Origin of the sequence: Caballeronia eucalypticola (genome assembly GCF_047608185.1) — a bacterium.
GTDB lineage: Bacteria > Pseudomonadota > Gammaproteobacteria > Burkholderiales > Burkholderiaceae > Caballeronia.
This window is the reverse complement of record NZ_JBLKRU010000009.1, coordinates 198,945-213,261: the sequence shown is the minus strand read 5'-3', so window position 1 is coordinate 213,261 and position 14,317 is coordinate 198,945. Positions and strand designations below refer to the sequence as shown.

Sequence of the window (14,317 nt, the reverse complement as noted above, 5' to 3'; positions counted from 1 at the left end):
CTGATCGATCCAATAGGAAATTAGTCTTTGAATTTAATCAGGCATGCTGATGATGCCAGATGCTGTTCGAATTTTTCCGAGTCAGCGGCTGGCAAAGACCAGGGAAGAGCGCTCAAGTGAGCTTCGTCCATTCACAGCGACGGCGCTAGATACGCTGACCTGAAGCCGCCTGATTCGTTGCTATGAAGCAGTTGCCTCGAATTCAACGCACGAATCGCCCGGCGATATCAACTGATCGTGGCGTCGGCAAAGACGCGTCTCCCCCACGCTTGCGCCGAATCCCGAACTGAACGAAGTCAGTCCGGGAATCATCGCTTCGAGTTCATGACGGTCTTGTTCGCAATGCCGGCAAGCCGCGCACACTGCGCGGTTCGCAACAGCGTCATCACGCTTGACGGCATGGTTCATGTTCATTGTCCAAGCGAGGCCCAGTACGCGCCGAACACATGCACTGAGAGGAGGTAGCCAATCACCACGTTCACAGCAACGCCCGCCGTGAAAGCAATGAAAGGCTTCGCGCCCGTCGCGGACAAACTACCGAGTCGTGTGGTCAAGCCGATGCTCAAGAAGCAGAAGGTGAACGCCCACGTGCGCAAGGCGGTGATCGGTGCGACGAAGGCTGGCGTCACCACGCTACGGTATTCGGTCAGCGTGTAATGGCTGCCGATCCACGTAACCAGCGCCGAAGCAATCAGGAAGCCGATCACGAACTTCGGAAAACGCGTCCAGATTTCGCGCGCGGTCGTCTGCGTTTTCACGGCGCCGGGTTCGTCGCGATCCCAGCGCGTTGTAGCGACAATCGCGAGCACGAATGCCCAGATGCCGATCCAGATGTCGCGCCCGACGACCTTCATCAGCGTGAACGCTTGCAGCGACGCCTCGGGTGCACCGGCGATCACGCTGCCGGCATGCTTCGCCAGATCGCCGTATGCCTGTGCGGCGGCAATGCCGGCGGCATCTGCGAATTCCGATGTCCCGATCCACGCACCGGCCACACCCGTCGGCAATCCGAGCGCACGCGACACGAATGGCAACGCGAACACCATCACGATGGCCCAGACCACCACAAGCGTGATGGCCACCGACGCTTGTTCGCGCTTCGCTCGCACTGCGCCCGCAATGGCGATGGCAGCCGACACGCCGCACACCGCACCGCCCACGCCGAGCACGGCAGCAAAACGCTTGTCCAGTCCGAGCGCACGGCCGACCAGGAAGATCACGAAGAAGGTGACCAGCGATACAACGGTCGCCTGCCCGACCGCAACAGGACCCGCCCACACGAGCAGCGTGAAGGGCAGCGTTGCGCCGAGCAGCACGATACCCACCTTGATATAAAACTCGACCCGCAACGCAGGCACGAGCCATGCAGGAAGCCGCGTCAGGTTCGAGACAATCAAGCCGAGCGCGAGGGCGATCAACGGCGGCTCGAGGTTGTATGTCGATGAACTGGTCCAGGCGCCGGCGATAAAGATCAGTGTCGACACCACGAACACTACAAGAAAGCCCGGCAGGAACAGTGCTATCCGCTGCCCGAGTGCGGCCACTGCGACGCCGAACAGAACGGCAAAGACGATAAAGAGTGCGATGTAGTTCGAGAGGTGATGTCCCAGGTCCGTCAAGGCCTGGGAGACGCTCGACCACTTGGCGGGGGCGACTGCCAGCCACTTGATGCTCGTGCCCGAAGCAAACAGTAAGTACGCGATCACGATGATCGCCAGGCCGATCCAGACGGCCCACCAATCTTCAGTCTTAAAGGGACCGCTGCTGGACCGGTCGGGCCGGTGTTCGGCTTCGTAAGCAGGTGGTGTGGTGGATGTATCGCTCATGGTCGCCCCGACATTGTTATGAAGCAGGTGCGCGCGAGCACGGACGGCGCTCGCTACGTCCACCGGCATGGAGACTGAAGATGTTTGCGTGGTTCGTGGGGAGCGCCTGTTTTGGGCACGGCCGCAACGGCCCCATGCTGTTGCGTGCACCGCAATGCATGGAGTTCCACGATCGGATTATTGGCAGGCATGGGCGACATGCGCCAATATCGATTCGCTATTTCTAAATCCGAAATTGTGTATTAGGGCGGGTGCTTCGTTCTCCGACGGTTCTCGGACTGAGGCCGCTGCTCATCCTTTGCGGGAATGAAACGCGTACCCTACGCGTACCCTACGCGTGCGCTTTCTGACGCGACGCCTCGCTCAAATGCGCGCGCACGAACCCGATGTGTTCGCGAAGGACGTAAAAAGCATCGGCATGCGCGAGTGGCATCCGCACGGTATTAAGAGACTCTTCGATCTGATCGAGTTCCGCCACGAGCGCGTTTCGCTCCTCCTCCGTCGAGCTGTCCAGCACGCTGCGCTCGATGGCGATCAGCGCACCGTAATACCGATAGATCCGCGATCTCACGCGCCACGCATACAGTGCAGGGATCAGCCGCAAGACCGGAATCAGCAGCACGGCGACGGGCAGCAGCAGAACCAGTATCCGGTCTGCAATGCTGGCGAGCCAGAAAGGCAGCACGCGATAGAGGAAACTCTTGCCCGACTTGTAGTAGCGCGTGGCCTCTTCGCTGATGGGGTATTCGCGGGCGATCGGACTGGGAAATTGCCCGGCGTTTTGCAGCAGCCCCGGCATCCCGTGGACTTCCTGGGCCGCTTCGATGATCAGATCCGATATGGCCGGGTGCAGGTTTTGCCGTGCGAGGATTTCGACGGTCGGGCCGATCAGATGCAAGGTCTGCGGAGGTATCTTGCGCCGGAGATCGAGCACGCCGGTCGGCAGGTCGATTTCGTCCAGAGACGGAAAGAGCCGCGTGTAAGCGCTTGCTTCCGCGAAATCCATCACGGAGATTCCCGGGATGCCCAGCAGCCTCAGCATCAATCCGCGCGTGGTCGAATCGCCGTTGAGCATGGCAGCATCAACGTTGCCGCTCACCAGTTGCTTGGCCGCGTCCATGCCGTCGAGCGGTACGAGTTGAGTGTCGCCGCCCGGGGCTATGCCGTTGGCCTCGAGCAGGCTGAGCGACAACCGGCGGGTGCCACTGCCTTCGCGGCCTATCGCGATTCTCTTGCCCTCCAGGTCCGACAACTGCGTCAGCCCCTTGCCACGATAAAACACCACGAGAGGAACGTAAAAGACGCTACCAAGCGACATAAGCGATGACCTGGCCGCCGCATCCGATACACCGCCCTGAACCAGCGCAAGATCGACATGGCTCTTGGGGTCCATCAGTCGTTGCAGGTTCTGCACCGATCCATCCGATTGAAGCACTTTGAGGGTCACGCCATTGCGGGCCAGGATCTTCTTGTACTCGTCGGCGGTATGCAGGAGCGCGCTGTCTTCAGGACCCGCGCTGATCGTGATGGTTCTGGGAGGAGCCGGGTCGGCCAGCCACACGATCAAGCCGATCAGGACAATGAAAAATAACGCGAAGGGTGCGGACGTCAGCGAGAGGTCACGCCAGGCCACATGAGAGTGGTCGTGCAGAAGACGCGGCGGATGCGGACGATGTTGTTTCATGAGACCCCGTGGGAAAAGCCTCACACTTTTAGGAATGACACCAAGCCGTGGGCAGACAGTGCTCAAACAGAGCAAAGTCTATGCCTTAACGAATATCCGCAGGATACCCCAGCAGAAATCCCGGTGCGTCGAATACCAGGATCACTGCCGTCAATTCAGAGGAGTCAGTCAAACCCGGTCCGTTCATCCAACCGGTTCGCCGAGGTTGAGCATCAGGCGGTTGGCCCACGCGAAAATGGCGATGGAATGAATCAGGTCGAGGATCTCGTCGTCGCTCAAACCAACCTCTCGCAGCGCCCGCAACTGTGCAGGTTCAACCTGACCCGGCGTCAGCGTCAGGTCGATGGACGCCAGCACGATCGCCTTCTCGCGTGGCGACGTTCCAGCGGTTGCCGGGTCGTTAAAAACCTGTTCAATCACATCGTCGCGTTTCGCCAGCTGCTCAAAACGCTGCGCATGCACGGACGCGCAATACACACAGCCATTGACCCGCGAAACAACTGTTGATGCTAACTCGCGCTCCGCACGCGGCAAGCCGCCCGGCGCATACATGATGGCGTTGAAGGCCGCCGAGCGCTGACGCAGGATTTCCGGCTGATGCACGAGGAACAGGTAATAGTCGGATTCCTTCGCCTTCGGATGACTTTCTTCTAGCACGGTGATCTGCTCGGGGGAGGCATCGGCGAGCGCTACTACGTCCAGCCATGCGTCCCATCCCAGCACGCGATTCGTGAAGCCCTGCGCTTCAATTAACCGGCTCATGCTGCCTCCGTTGCATTCAAGACCTGCAGCGCGCGCAAACCGGCCGTCAGGCGAATCTGATATGAGAGAAAGGCGATTAGCTGCGCAAGCGCGACCACGGCGGGTGTCGGAATGCCGGCGGCGGGCAATTGTTCGAGCGCGGTTTTATCGCCGTCTATGGGTGACTGGATCAGCGTGCGCGTGAAGATGAGCATCGCGCGCAAGCGAGGTTCTTGAGCGTCGATCGACCCTTGTGCGATCTGATCGATCACGGCGCGGTCCGCGTTGATCGAAGCAAGCCGTTCCGAATAATGTGTCGCTAACGCAGGGGCATTCGACAACGTGCACGCATATAACGCCACAAGCAAGCGGTCACTCAGCGACAGATCCGGCAGCGCGGGATCGAATAAAGCGTCGTAGCTGCGCTGCGTGGCGGCGGCGACCTTGTCGCGTTTATGTCGCGTTAGGTAAGCCGCTGATCCGGGTGTGATGCCCGCAATCCGGTCGACAATATCGGTGCTGAGGTCGTAGGTGTCTGTCATGGTTGCTCCTGCCTCAAAGAATTGTGGGCGCCTTGTGATGCGCGAGAATTGACGGCTGCGCCGAGAAAAGCCAGCACTTCGCGCCACGATGATTCATCGGCGCGTGCGTTCGCCGCCGGCTCGCCGCCGCCCGTGCTGATGCGTCCGGACACGGGATGCGCATAGACAAGTTGCGTGGTCGGCACGTACGGAAAAACGATTGCGTGGCCGGCGTTATCGAAGTCGAGATGACGCACCGGGTACGCATGCTTCTCCCGTTCGAGCCGATCCACGATCATGCGTGAATAGTCGGAGGAGGGCCACGAACCGTCGTCGGTAGCGGAGAGCAGCAACACCGGGCCATCGGTCTTTTCGACGTGAATCCGCGCCCGCTCCACCGCTTCGTGGTCGAGTAATGCCGTCCGGATTGCGCGTTCGTGGCGATGCGGCGGCGGGCCATCGTCGAAAGGTTTCCAGCTGGCCGTGCGGTTGTTTTCCCACAAGTGCGGCAGGGGCTTGCCGTCGAGCAGCCAGGTCGGACCTTCGCGACCGGTTACGGGATCGGCGGCGTTCTGCGCGCTATGAATGACCGCGCCGGGCACATAACCAATCACTGCCTTGACACGATCCGGATACGTCGCGCCGAGCAGTAACGCGAGTTCACCACCGCGCGATTGCCCGCTCACTGCAATGAAGCCAGAGGCCGGTTGCAACTCGCGCGCGATCCAGTCGAGCGCGCGGCGAAAGTATTCGAGCGGCGTATTGGAGATGTAGTCGGACAGCCCCGGCGTCTTGAAGTAACCGAGTGCGAGGGCCGCGTATCCGCGCGATGCGTAAAGCGCGCCGCGCGGTTCATTGATGCCACCACCCGATCCGTTCAGCACGAGCACCGCCGGGTGAGGCCCAGGTGTTGCCGGCAGGAACACCGTGCCCACACAGCCGTCAACGCGCATGTCGCGCCGTTCCACACCGGGCGCCATCAGCCGCTGGATGAGCAGCGTCGCGCTCAACACCTGTCCGCGTTCATCGATCACTTCAATGCAGGTCGATAACGCGTCCGAGACATCGGCGGGAAACACCTCGCGGTTGCCTGCAACGACCGGAACCTGCGACCAGATGAGCCCCATCGCCGATACACCGCTGTAGTCGCCTTCAACCGGCGCATCCCGGGCAAGGTCGATGACGCCGTGGTCATCCGCTCGAAAGATCGCGCGGCTGGTCCAGACCGCGCCTGCGCCGCGCACGGTCTGTGTGCGAAGCGTCAGCAATGAGCCTGCGCGCGCGCCGCTCACTGCAATGCGCCGGGCGATATCGATCAGATCATCGCCGGGTGTCGCCGTGATATCGATCATGTTGGCCTCAATTGCCGCTGCGCGTAACCATCATCGCGGTCGTCCGGTCGCTTACTATCGGCGTTACGTTCAGGCCTTTCTTCGCGGCCCAGATGTTCTCGTAGTGAAAGAGCGGAATGATGCCCACGTCGTCACTCACGACCTTCACCGACTGACGCAAGATGGCTTCGCGTTTGGTGGCATCGAACTCGGCGGTGGCAGCGTCGAGAGCGTGGTCAACGGCCGGGCTGCTATAGCGGCCCCAGTTCGATGAACCAATGCCCTTTTTCGCATCGACGGTGCCCAGAATGTTGACGAGCGCATAGCTCGCTTCGCCCGTGCCGTTGCCCCAGGCAATCATGCTCATCGCAAACTCGTTCTTGTTCGCGCGGCTGGCGTAACTGGCCCACGGCATCACTTCGACTTTCGTCTTCACGCCAATGCGCGTCCAGAATTGCGCCACGGCCTGTGCTGTTTCAGGTGCTTGCGGATAACGATCGTTAGGCACGCTGAGCGTCAGTTGGAAGCCATCCGGAAAGCCCGCTTCGGCCAACAGTTTCTTTGCCTGGGCCGGGTCGTTGGGAATGTCCTTCACGTCCGGGTTATAGCCGAAGGTCTTGGCCGGCATCCACTGGTTGGCGACCGTTGCCGCGCCTTGCAGGATGCGGTCGGTGATGGCAGGGCGATTGATTGCGAGCGACAACGCGCGGCGCACGCGCACATCGAGCAGCGGGTTCTTGGCTAATGGCTTACCGGCATTGTCCGTAATGTACGAGCTCGGTCCTTCACGGAAACTCGGTTGCAGTATCAACACACGCAAGCCCGGATAGGCGAACACGGATACCTTTGGCGACTGTTTGAGACGCGGCAGGTCGGAGACGGAGACCTTGTCGATCATATCTACGTCACCCGACAGCAGGGCCGCCGTGCGAGCTGCGGCGTTGCTTACGTAGCGGTAGTTCACCTTGTCCCAGATCGGCTTGACGCCCCAATAAGCATCGTTACGCGCCATCACTACGCGATCTCCGGGCGTATACGAAACGAACTTGTAGGGCCCTGAGCCGATCATTGCGCGGCCGGAATTGTAGTCCTCCGTCGTCGACTTTTCGCCTATATGTTTACTCACAATATGAACCGATGTCAGGTTCAGCGGCAGGTCCGGCGTCGGCGAACTGGTCTTGATGATGAGCGTGTATGGATCGGGTGCAGTAACGGACGCGATGGTTCGCAGATATCCCGCGAACGTGGCGATCGTCCCCGGCACATTGCGGGCTCGCTGATACGAAAAGATCACGTCGTCCGCGGTGAATGGCGTACCGTCCTGCCACTTGACATCATGGCGCAGCTTGAATTCCCATGTGTCGTTGCCGGCCGATTTCCAGCTTGTCGCAAGGCCGGGCGCGAGCACGTTGTTGTGATTCTCGACCAGCAGATCCCAGAAGTGCAGGTCGACGGAGCGGTCGCCCGCATAGTTGTTCAGTTGCGGATCGAGCGACGAGAGCGGATCGGCGAACGCAACGTTGAGCGTCTGCGCCGACGCGCCCGTGCTGAACAATGCGGCGCTGGCGAGCGTGGCGGCCAGCGTGGAAAGGATCAAGCGGTTCACGATGCAATTCCTTTTTCTTAGGTGTGTTTTGAAATTTAGTGGGCGTCGTTAAGATGACACGCGCTGACATGCTCGATAGCGATGCCGCGCAACTGCGGCACTTCGGTCTTGCAACGCGGCATCGCGTGCGGACAGCGTGGATGAAAATGGCAGCCCGATGGCGGCGCGAGCGGGCTTGGCATCTCGCCGCGAATCGCGGTGAAGTGCTTTTTTCGTGCATCTATACGTGGAATCTCCGCCAGCAAGGTCTGCGTATAAGGATGATTCGGATGACGGAATATTTCTTCCACGGGTGCGCTTTCCACCACGCGCCCGAGATACATGATCACCACGCGATCCGACAACTGCTCGACCACGCCCAGGTCGTGACTGATGAACAGGTACGTAAGATTGAGCTGCTCGCGCAGGTCCATGAAGAGATTCAGGATCTGCGCTTGTATCGATACATCCAGCGCGGCGACCGCTTCATCACAGACGAGCATGGACGGGTTGACCGCGAGCGCTCGCGCAATGCCAATGCGTTGCCGCTGACCGCCGCTGAACTCATGCGGATATCGGTCGGCAAGCGACGGATCGAGGCCTGCGCGTTTTAACTGCGCCGCTACGTAGTCGTCCAGATCGACGCGGTCGGCCATGCCGTGAATGAGCGGTGCTTCTCCCACGATATCGCGAATACGCCTTCGCGGATTCAGGCTCGAATACGGGTCCTGGAAGATCATCTGGATCGCCAGCCGCGCGGCGCGCGATTCGGTTGGCGACATGGCCGCGCGGTCTTGTCCGTCCACGAGCACATCGCCTTCTGTTGGCGCAATGAGGCCCGAGACAATGCGGCCGAGCGTCGATTTCCCGCAGCCGGATTCACCGACCAGACCGACCACTTCGCCCGGTGTGATCGCAAGATCGACATGGTCGACGGCTCGCGTCACCGCTTGCGCCGCGAGTATGTTTCGCTCGCGCAGCCAGCGTGTCGCGGCGTTCTCATCGCGTTCGCCAAAGCGCTGGCTGACGTCCCGCAGTTCAATGAGCGCGCGTGCTTTGATCTCGCTCATGTCGTGGTCTCCACGCGGACATCGGAACGCCTGCCGGGATGAAAGCAGCGCACGAGATGCGTGCCATGCTCGGACGCTTGCGCGGCAGGCGACGGTCCAAGTACCGGAGGTGTCGAGCAGACCGCCGTGGCCCGCGTGCAGCGCGCGGCGAATGCACAGCCCGGCGGCAATGAGCGCAGATCGGGTGTGATGCCCGCAATCTGCGTGAGCCGTTTGCCGCGCGTGTTGAGACTCGGCAAGCTGTCGATCAGACCGGCAGTGTACGGATGCTGCGGATGGTCGAGCACCGCGTCAACGGTGCCCTGCTCAACGATGCGGCCCGCATACATCACGGCGATGTCATCGGCGAGACCTGCGACCACGGACAAGTCGTGCGTGATCCAGATCAGCGACGTGCCTTGCGTGCGCACGAGCGTCTGCACCTCGGACAAAATCTGCGCCTGGATGGTGACATCGAGCGCGGTCGTGGGTTCATCGGCAATGATGAGGTCCGGCTTGTGCAGCATCGCAATCGCGATTGCCACACGCTGACGCATGCCGCCCGACAACTGATGCGGATACGCACGCAGGCGTTCGTCGGGACTGGCAATACCCATGGCCGCCAGCGCTTCGCTCGCCTGTTCTCGCGCGGCGGTTCGGCTTACATCGCGATGCGCTCGCACCGCTTCGATCATCTGCGCATCCACGCGCTGCACGGGATTCAGCGTGGACATGGGGTCCTGGAACACCATCGCAATGCGGCTGCCGCGCAGGCGCTGCATGTCCGCTTCGGGCAAGCCGACAAGGTTCTTGCCCTTGAACAATATCTCGCCACCGACCACGCGGCCGGGGGCGTCGATGAGTCCCATGATCGAGAAACCCGTCACCGATTTCCCCGATCCCGATTCGCCGACGAGACCCAGCACGCGACCGCGCGCGAGCGTGAGCGAAACGTCCTCAACAGCCGGCAATTCGCCTTCGCGCGTGAAGAAGCGGGTTCGCAGATGGCGGACTTCGAGCGTGTTATCCGCGGTATGAAAATCATGAAGGGCAGCGTCGCTCATTTCACGAACCTCGGATTGAGCAATTCACGCAGACGGTCGCCCACCATGTTGATCGATACCAGCATGGCCAGCAGCGCGAGCCCCGGATACACGCTGGTCCAGTATTCGCCCGAGAGCATGGTCTGGTAACCGTTGGCAATTAGCAGCCCGAGCGAAGGTTCGGTGATTGGCACGCCAAGGCCGAGGAACGACAGCGTTGCTTCCAGGGTGATCGCACGCGCGACCTGCAGCGTGCCGACCACGATCAACGGCGGCAGGCAATTCGGCAGGATATGAACGAGCACGATGCGCCAGTTCGGAATCGCGAGACTACGCGCGGCTTCAACATATTCGCGCCGTGCTTCGACCAGTGCTTGCGCTCGCGCAGTGCGTGCGTAATACGCCCACTCGATCAGCACCAGCGTGAGCACGACATTCGTCACGCTCTTGCCGAGGAACGCGAGCAGCATCATGGCGACGAGGATGGATGGGAAAGCCAGCAGCAAGTCCACGAGCCGCATGATGAGGCTGTCGACCTTGCCGCCGGCGTAAGCCGCGATGAGGCCGAACACGGTGCCTGCTACCCCCGCTATCACCGCCGAGCCGAGGCCCACGGATAAGCTCAGGCGCAGACCGTAGAGCATGGCGGAATACAGGTCGCGGCCCTGGCCGTCGGTGCCGAGCCAGTACGCGTGCGTGCCGGCGCCGTTCATCGAACCGGGGGGAAGTCGGGCATCGAGGACATCGAGTTGCAAGAGGTCGTAAGGATTCTGCGGCGTGATCAGCGGCGCAAAAATGGCCGCGAGCATCAGCAGTATCGCGACGATCAACGCCGCCATTGCGACGGGAGAACGTCCGAAGTCAGCGATGAGTTGACGCCACGGCGACCGACGGCGTTTGAGCGCGCCGCGCACGGGCGTTTCCGTTTTGGGAACCAGCGGAGCCGTGCTCATCGCGTGCCCTCCAGCCGCACGCGCGGATCGAGAAACTTGTAGAGGATATCGACGAACAGATTCAGCGAGACGAACATGCAGACGACCACGATCAGGTACGACAGGATCACTGGACGATCGAGCGCGTTGATGCTGTCGAGGATCAGCTTGCCGGCGCCCGGCCACGAGAACACGGTCTCGGTCACGACTGCGAACGCGATGGTCGAACCGAACTCGAGGCCGATCACCGTGACAAGTGGAATCAGCGTATTGCGCAGGATGTGAACGAGCACCACGCGTGTGGGCGACAGGCCCTTGGCGCGGGCAAAACGCACGTGTTCCATCGGCATGACTTCGCGCACGCCCGCACTCGTCAGGCGCAATACAAGCGATATCTTGAAGAGCGAGAGATTCAGCGCGGGCAGGATCAGGTGACGCAAGCCGTCGAGCGTGAGCCACGACCATTGCACGCCGAACAGACTCGCGGTCGCGCCGCGTCCACTGGCAGGCAGCCAGCCGAGCTTCACGCTGAACAACATGATGAGCATCAGGCCCACCCAGAAAGTCGGCAGCGAGAAGCCGACAATACTGCCTGTCATCAGCATCTTCGAGAGCGGATTGCGTGGGTGCAATCCCGCGAACAAGCCTAGCGGAATACCAATCACCAAAGCGAGCAGCAACGCCGAAACAGCGAGTTCCAACGTCGCTGGAAGACGCTGCAGGATCAGGCGGATCGCGGGTTCGTTATAAACGAAACTGTTGCCGAGATCGCCGTGCATGGCGCCCGCAAGAAACGCCAGATATTGTTTCCAGAGCGGCTGATCGAGGCCCAGGTGAGCAATGATGCGCGCGCGGTCGACCTGATCGACGTCCTGTCCAATGAGAATATCAATCGGATTGCCGATCGCATGCAGACCGATGAACACAATCAGCGTCATCAGCAGCACGACGAATGCCGCCTGCGCGATTTGACGAATGAGCCAGCCGCTCATTGGTCCTCCGCAAACTGGGGCGGTGCTTCGGCCGGCTGCCATTCGTCGCCGTAAAGTTCCGGCTCGGCGTACGCTTCCAGTGCCGCGTAATGCTGCTCCACGTCTTCGCTGTACAACAAGCTTGCTATTCCCTGCGCAAGACGTTTCGCGCCTGTGCTGATCGCGGGAATGTCACCCGAAACGGCGCCTTGAGAGAGCGACGCGGGATAGCAGAAACAGTGAATGCGCGACAATCCGGGGCAAACGCCCGGCGACTTCTCGAGGAATTCAAACCCGGGTCCGACATCGGGCGAGTCGGATAATTCGCTGTCTTCATCGCCGGGCGGCGGCGTGTAGCGGTCGGCCCATGTGCGGATATAGGGAGCAAACGCGGCGAATTCCGGACGCGCGGACCAGTCGACTTTGAAGCCGGTGGAGACCACGAGAAAGTCAGCCGCGAAGGTGCCTTTGGGTGTCTGGATTGAGAGACTATTCTCCGTATTCTCAACCGATAACACCGGGCATCCAAGATTAAAGCGCGCATTCGGATGACGCGATACCCGCAACGTACTGCCACGCGGCGGAGGAACCTGAACGGTATTGATGTAGTGGCGGATTTTCCATTTCCACTCATCGGGCAGGGTTTGATGACCATGCGTCAGTCCCGGATTGCCGGCCCCCTTACCCTTGTTCACGCGTGGGAGGTCTGCTCGTCTAATCAGCAAATCGACACTGGCCGCGCCCGCTTCGAGCGCCGTGGCGGCGCTGTCCATGGCCGACGAACCTCCGCCGACCACGGCCACTCGCTTGCCGGCGAGTGTGCTGTAGTCGGTGGTATCGGACGAATGCGCCCAACGATCACGCGGCAATCCTTCGATAAACCCCGGCAACGCCGGCCCACCCAATCCGTCCCGCCCGGTAGCAAGCACGACGCGTCGCGCATAGACATCGAAGCGTCGATCTGCCGTCCGCACGCTCAGTACGACGAGACCATCGGCGCGCGGCGTCACGGCTTCAATAGTGTGTCCGTTGCGGACATCGAGTGCGAGCACGCGGCGATACCAGACCAGATATTGCATCCATTGCAGGCGGTCGATTTTATCGAGCGCTTGCCATGCATCAATGCCGAATTGCGCTTCGAACCATGCGCGGAACGTCAGCGCGGGCAAGCCTAAAGCGGGACCGGTCAATTGCTTCGGTGAGCGTAGCGTTTCCATGCGCGCGGTCGTGGCCCACGGGCCTTCCAGTCCCTGCGGCGAGCGGTCAAAAACTTGCGCTCGCACGCCCAGCAACTTCAGTGCGGCCGATGCAGCCAGCCCCGCCATGCCACCGCCGATAATCGCCACGTCCAGCACTTCGCTGCCGTTGTGCGTCTTGCCCGGCACCCATTCGCGCGCGGGCAATTCGAGCAGTGACAGGTCTTCCGCAAGGCGCGCTTCGAGCGCCGCGAGGCCAGTAAGGGTTGTCGCTGAAGCGTTTTTGTCGAGGCTCACGTGGCGGGCTCTTCGGTCGGATTGAGGATGTCGTCGGGCTCGCCGTAAAGCGCTTGAAGAATCGCGCCGTGCTGGTTTGCGTCGTGGAGGACGAAGTCGGGCAGGATCTCGGCGGCAGCTTGCGCCAGTGCTTGCGCCGCGGCGAGGGTCGCTGCACTGGGCGGCCGGAACTCCGGCGTGATGACGCCGAACAGGAACGCGATGCGGATATCCAGCGGACGGATCACCACGCCATCGACGGGCAATCCAAGTGCGGTCACCGGCTCCAGCACGGCGAGCCCGAGCCCTGCACGCACTGCGCCGAGCGCGTTCAGCGACGAGTTGGTTTCGATCACGCCCGCCGTGCGCACGCCCGCTTGCGCGAATGCCGAATCGAGCCGTGGGCGCAAGCGGTAGGGGTTCTGCATGGTGACGAGCCGACGGTTGGCAAAATCGCTCAATGCGATGCGCGGCGACTTTGCGAGCGGATCGTCAGCATGCACGGCCGCAACGCACGCAGCTTCGCCAATCCAGTGAACCAGCACGCCGCGATGTTCGAGCGGCAGGCTTGAGACCCCCATATCGACGATGCCATTGAGCACGGCATCGACGACTTGTTCGGGGGCGGCGCTGCGCAAGTTTACGGATTCGAGCGGATGGTCTTTGTTGAGCAAAGCTAGCGCGCGAGGCACGAGTCCGGCGGCAAGCGCCGATGTGGCGGCAATGGTGAGCGGAGGGGGCGCTTGCCGTGCGATCTGCTCGGCGCGCGATTTCACCTGGCGCAGGCTTGCCAGCGTGCGTTCGACGTCCTGGTAGAGCTCGGACGCCTCGCGTGTGGGCGCGACGCGCGGCCCGAAGCGCTGGAACAGCGGGTAGCCGATCTCGGCTTCGAGTTCCTGGATCGAACGGGTTACCGCGGGTTGCGAGCGCCCGAGCAAACGCCCGGCGGCCGTGACGCTCCCGGCCGACATGACAGCGGCAAACGCTTCCAGTTGACGGATTTCCATGGGTGCGCGGGGTCCGATCGTCTAGATCGATGAATGCATAAAACGCATTCTTGCGCGACTAGCATGTGAAATGCAAATGATCAAAAATGCTTTAGATAGCGGCTAGTCTGGGAAGCGGCGGGTAGGGACAGCCCATCAAAGCAGCGGATATCCGA

At 61.3% G+C, this 14,317-nt stretch carries 11 protein-coding genes and 1 pseudogene; all 12 read right to left on the bottom strand.

Features of this window, described 5'->3' with window-relative positions:
* Positions 1 to 180 precede the first annotated feature (180 nt).
* Positions 181 to 408 (bottom strand): hypothetical protein, encoded by a 228-nt coding sequence (locus tag ACMX25_RS13615; RefSeq protein WP_414950461.1) that lies wholly within the window; start codon positions 406 to 408, stop codon positions 181 to 183.
* 2 nt (positions 409 to 410) lie between these two features.
* Entirely contained in the window at positions 411 to 1,826 is a 1,416-nt protein-coding gene (locus ACMX25_RS13610) for a YeiH family protein (protein WP_414950460.1), read from the bottom strand.
* 331 nt (positions 1,827 to 2,157) lie between these two features.
* Positions 2,158 to 3,510 carry a TAXI family TRAP transporter solute-binding subunit gene (locus tag ACMX25_RS13605; protein ID WP_414950459.1) on the bottom strand — a complete coding sequence of 451 codons (1,353 nt, stop codon included), beginning with the start codon at positions 3,508 to 3,510 and terminating at the stop codon, positions 2,158 to 2,160.
* Positions 3,511 to 3,693: 183 nt separating this feature from the next.
* A complete protein-coding gene (locus ACMX25_RS13600; protein WP_414950458.1) occupies positions 3,694 to 4,272 on the bottom strand; it encodes a peroxidase-related enzyme in 579 nt (192 codons plus the stop codon).
* Positions 4,269 to 6,124: pseudogene (locus ACMX25_RS13595) on the bottom strand (acyl-CoA thioester hydrolase/BAAT C-terminal domain-containing protein). Before ACMX25_RS13595 ends, ACMX25_RS13600 begins: the two are co-directional and overlap by 4 nt.
* Before the next feature lie 7 nt (positions 6,125 to 6,131).
* Positions 6,132 to 7,709, bottom strand: a complete 1,578-nt coding sequence (locus ACMX25_RS13590) for an ABC transporter substrate-binding protein (protein ID WP_414950457.1) — start codon at positions 7,707 to 7,709, stop codon at positions 6,132 to 6,134.
* A 35-nt stretch (positions 7,710 to 7,744) separates the two neighbouring features.
* A complete protein-coding gene (locus ACMX25_RS13585; protein ID WP_414950456.1) occupies positions 7,745 to 8,758 on the bottom strand; it encodes an ABC transporter ATP-binding protein in 1,014 nt (337 codons plus the stop codon).
* Positions 8,755 to 9,801 carry an ABC transporter ATP-binding protein gene (locus tag ACMX25_RS13580; RefSeq protein WP_414950455.1) on the bottom strand — a complete coding sequence of 349 codons (1,047 nt, stop codon included), beginning with the start codon at positions 9,799 to 9,801 and terminating at the stop codon, positions 8,755 to 8,757. Before ACMX25_RS13580 ends, ACMX25_RS13585 begins: the two co-directional genes overlap by 4 nt.
* Positions 9,798 to 10,733: an ABC transporter permease gene (locus ACMX25_RS13575; protein WP_414950454.1), complete on the bottom strand. Its 936-nt coding sequence runs from the start codon at positions 10,731 to 10,733 to the stop codon at positions 9,798 to 9,800. The genes ACMX25_RS13580 and ACMX25_RS13575 overlap by 4 nt, the downstream gene beginning before the upstream one ends.
* Complete coding sequence (locus ACMX25_RS13570; protein ID WP_414950453.1) at positions 10,730 to 11,704, bottom strand: ABC transporter permease; 975 nt, start codon at positions 11,702 to 11,704, stop codon at positions 10,730 to 10,732. The genes ACMX25_RS13575 and ACMX25_RS13570 overlap by 4 nt, the downstream gene beginning before the upstream one ends.
* The gene (locus ACMX25_RS13565; protein WP_414950452.1) at positions 11,701 to 13,176 is read right to left on the bottom strand and encodes an NAD(P)-binding domain-containing protein; all 1,476 of its coding nucleotides are present in this window, start codon (positions 13,174 to 13,176) and stop codon (positions 11,701 to 11,703) included. The genes ACMX25_RS13570 and ACMX25_RS13565 overlap by 4 nt, the downstream gene beginning before the upstream one ends.
* Positions 13,173 to 14,162, bottom strand: coding sequence for a LysR family transcriptional regulator (locus tag ACMX25_RS13560; protein WP_414950451.1), 990 nt, complete (start codon positions 14,160 to 14,162; stop codon positions 13,173 to 13,175). The genes ACMX25_RS13565 and ACMX25_RS13560 overlap by 4 nt, the downstream gene beginning before the upstream one ends.
* Positions 14,163 to 14,317 lie beyond the last annotated feature (155 nt).